Here is a 3,663-nt window from a genome sequence, read left to right as displayed (position 1 = left end):
GTATACTATGAGTAAGGAAAAATATTTTTCCTAAATCTCTAAAGTAAACAGAATAATTATATTTTTAAGGGTTTATTATTACACTACTATCTCTCCCCTTTAGGTTATCTCTTATCTTTTCTTTTTATATAAGTTACCATAAAATAATTTAAAATATAAACCCTTATTTTCGCCAATATAATTATTCTTGTTTTCCAAAAAGAAAAAAAGAGATTACTTGTTTTCCCGACAGGTAATCTCTTTTAATTTGTAATATTAATTTGTTCAAAAAATTGAAATGTTTTTTTACCAATAATTACCTTTTTTTCCGTTTCACCATCAAGCGTATAAAGCACTTTATTAAAAAAACCATTAATATCAATCCCAATAATTTGTGTTAAGGCAATTGCTTCATCTAAAAATAAGATTGTGTGATCATTAACTTTAATTCATAAACTATTATTAACTAACGTTTGAATAATTAAATAGCTAAGAATTAAAACGTAATTACAAATTGCAATAATAACATATAAATAAACTAAAATATTTGGAATGTTTGTTAAGGTCATTAACAAAATATAATTAATAATAATAAACACATTAATTGGTGTTAAAACAAAATAAATTGTCACAAAAATAAAAATTAACATTTGTTTTCAGCGGTATTCTTTGTTAAACTGGTTGTTTTCCTTTTGTTTTTGATAATGTAAAAAAAATAAAATATGAAAGCTGTATAATGCAAGCATTAGAATTAAACTAAAAATTAAAATAATATGTATTGTCATTTGTTATATCCCCTTCTGTTGTCATACTTTAAAAATTGTCATTGATATTTTAACATCATTTGTAATAAAACGATAAATTTTTTCATTTGTACTAATAAAAAAACCAATTTGATATAAGCCATTAAGATTAAAAACACTAGGTAAAGCAAAATTAATATCTTTTAATCAAATTATTAACTTTTGTTGTTTTGCCGTAATTACTAATCGATAGTTAGTAATATAAATATCACCACTAATTGTTTCACTTCCGGTGGCGGAAGTAAGATTCAGATAGCCTGGAAGATTTTCAATATGATATTGCAGGTCAACTGCTGGTCTTAAATAATATGCGTTTTGATTAAGTTCTTTTTTCTTTATAATTTCATAGCTCGTAACTTTTGCATAATAATAACATCTTTCATTTTTAGGTAATTCATAGCTAATTGTAATTTCAGTTAATGAATTATTTAAAAATGAAAGATTATGATCAATATCATTTTGTAATACTTGGTTTTTTTGCTTAAATTGTTTGATTTTTTGTTGTTGAAATAATGCTAGAATTAAAACAATAATAATTGCCAATCCTAAAATACTTCCAAATAAAATGATTCCAATTCAATAACTATTCATTATTTTTTCACACCTTATAGATTGAATATGGGATTTCAAAACCCTTTACAATAATCATAAAACGTTTTTGTTCGATATATAGATAAAACCTTTGTAATAAAGTATTATTGATGCGAAAAATGCTTAATTCGATATTATCAATCTTGTTTAAATCTCATATTGTTATAATTTCATTATTAATAATTAATATTCGTTGGTTAGTAAGGAAAAGATGACCTGTTTGAAAGGGAACTTGTTCAATTAGCTTGATTTTTTTGCCATCACCATAACCAACAGTGATTCCATTATCAAAAGGAATTTGATATTTTGATTGTGGTTGATAAGAAACTTTTGGTGATTGCCGATGAAGATAAATTGTAACTGGGGTATTACTAAATCCTTTTTCACCAGGTTGTAATTTAAATTTAACGTCAATTTCTTGTAATTGTAACATTGCAAGGTTATTGTTAATGTATTCTTGATTATCTACTTCTAACTGTTTATAAATTTCATAGAACAAATGTTGTTTTTTACGATAAAACCATATAAAAAAACTAATAAAAATAATTAATAAAACAAGAAAAATACTAATTATAATTCATCCTAATGTTGTCATTGTCATTCACTTTCTATTTTAAAATATTAATTCCATTATTAAAATTATTAATAAAGGTTTGTAACATTAATTCTTCCGCTGAATTTCGTGGTTGTTCAAACCGATTATAATAATAAATATTAATTAATTCTTTTGTTTTTTGGTTTAATTTATCATAGTATTTTTTATCAATTAAAAAATGGGTTCCTTGATTAATAATAAGACTAGAGATAAAATTTTGTCATTGTTTTTCATTTTTAATTTTTTCTTCTCATTCAGTAAAATAAGTATTAAAAATGCGATTATTTTTATGATAAATAAAATGAACCTCGCCATTTTTGTCATGGTTAACTAACCGACTATATAAGATTTTATTTGGTAAAAATGGATTATTAGGTGAGTTAATCGCTTGGAAGGTAATTGGGGTTAGTTGTGCTAATAAAATATCATTTCAAGTAAGAGTATGAATTTCTTTTGGTAAGATGATTTTTTTAACTACATAATTACGATTTTTATTATCAAGATCATTAATTAAACGATATAATTCTAACTCATAAATTAAATGTAATTTCATAATTCGTCGTAATTTAAGAGTTAAAATAACTTGTTCCGCAACACTTAAATGGTGATAAAAGGCTAAATAAGTTTGATATACTTCTTGGTGATCAATTAAGTTATCATTAATATTTATTAAGAGAGCTGCTAATTGAGGTGAAAGCTCTTTTTCTTGTACTAGATATTCATTAAGATGGTTTTGACAAAAAACATTAAATGCATAAGGCACTTGGCCTTCGCCTGTTATGTCTAAAAACGGTGTTTTAATGTTTTTAAAAAAGTGTTTTGAATGATAACGATCTAAAAAATAGCAATTTTTACTTGTATTAAGTGGATAAAGGTGGTGTTCAGCGACTTTATTGTTGCAGTCTTGTAAAATACAAGTTTGGTTTGCACATTCTTGCAAAACACGTTGATAATGGGTTGTTTCTTGTTGAAGATACGCTTCTTTTAATGTTGGATCCCCTACTGCTTGTAAAATTGAAATATATTCTTCCCGTTTCTTTTGTGAATTTAATACTTTTGGTTTACAACAAGTTTCATATTTTTGTTTACTTAAACAAATACAATCTTCATCATTAGCAAAAGTAAAAATTGGGCGGTAATATTTATGCAAGTAATCTAATTGATCATCATCCAAATAATAACTTTTTAGTAATGCATCAAACATTGCTTGTTCTGACCCTTTTAAATTATGATCTAATTGTTTTTCTAATCCATCTTGCATTTATGAATCCCCTTCTTAGTTAATGTTCTTTAAAATAATTATAAACTTATCTCTTTAATTTTACTATAAAAAAAGCGCTTTAACTAAAGTAAAGCGCTCAAAGGCAACATATAGATTTTTCTGCAATAATTTCAATTATATTTTATTATTTTGATAATTTTATAAACAAACTACTTTTACGAATAAAAGCAACATTTTGGACCGTTAAATGATTATACAATTATAAAGTGCATTAATTGAAATTACCGCATAGTTTTGTAGTCTTTTACAAGGGAAACATATAATTAAAAACATAATTAATTATTAAGATTGGACCATATTAATAACTAATTAGTCTTTATGTAACTTGTTTAACTACGCAAATATTATATTTTATTTGCAAAATTTTTGCAAGTATTTTTTAATTTAACAAATAATTTTATGTAAAAAATAAT

Annotated in this window: 4 protein-coding genes; all 4 read right to left on the bottom strand. The window is 24.1% G+C overall.

What is annotated here, in order from left to right:
* Positions 1–242: 242 nt before the first annotated feature.
* The 4 genes from TS70_RS06100 to TS70_RS06085 are packed head-to-tail and all read right to left on the bottom strand — an operon-like array spanning position 243 to position 3,229.
* Positions 243–764, bottom strand: a complete 522-nt coding sequence (locus TS70_RS06100; protein WP_040093519.1) for a hypothetical protein — start codon at positions 762–764, stop codon at positions 243–245.
* Between the two features lie 3 nt (positions 765–767).
* Positions 768–1,373, bottom strand: coding sequence for a hypothetical protein (locus TS70_RS06095; protein ID WP_232332540.1), 606 nt, complete (start codon positions 1,371–1,373; stop codon positions 768–770).
* Positions 1,366–1,974 carry a hypothetical protein gene (locus TS70_RS06090; RefSeq protein WP_052443495.1) on the bottom strand — a complete coding sequence of 203 codons (609 nt, stop codon included), beginning with the start codon at positions 1,972–1,974 and terminating at the stop codon, positions 1,366–1,368. The genes TS70_RS06095 and TS70_RS06090 overlap by 8 nt, the downstream gene beginning before the upstream one ends.
* A 7-nt stretch (positions 1,975–1,981) precedes the next feature.
* Positions 1,982–3,229, bottom strand: coding sequence for a hypothetical protein (locus tag TS70_RS06085; protein WP_198049720.1), 1,248 nt, complete (start codon positions 3,227–3,229; stop codon positions 1,982–1,984).
* Positions 3,230–3,663 lie beyond the last annotated feature (434 nt).

Origin of the sequence: Spiroplasma sp. hyd1, from assembly GCF_016082235.1 — a bacterium.
Taxonomy (GTDB): domain Bacteria; phylum Bacillota_I; class Bacilli_A; order Mycoplasmatales; family Mycoplasmataceae; genus Spiroplasma; species Spiroplasma poulsonii.
The sequence above is the reverse complement of the archived record's forward strand: the minus strand, read 5'-3'. Positions and strand labels throughout refer to the sequence as shown.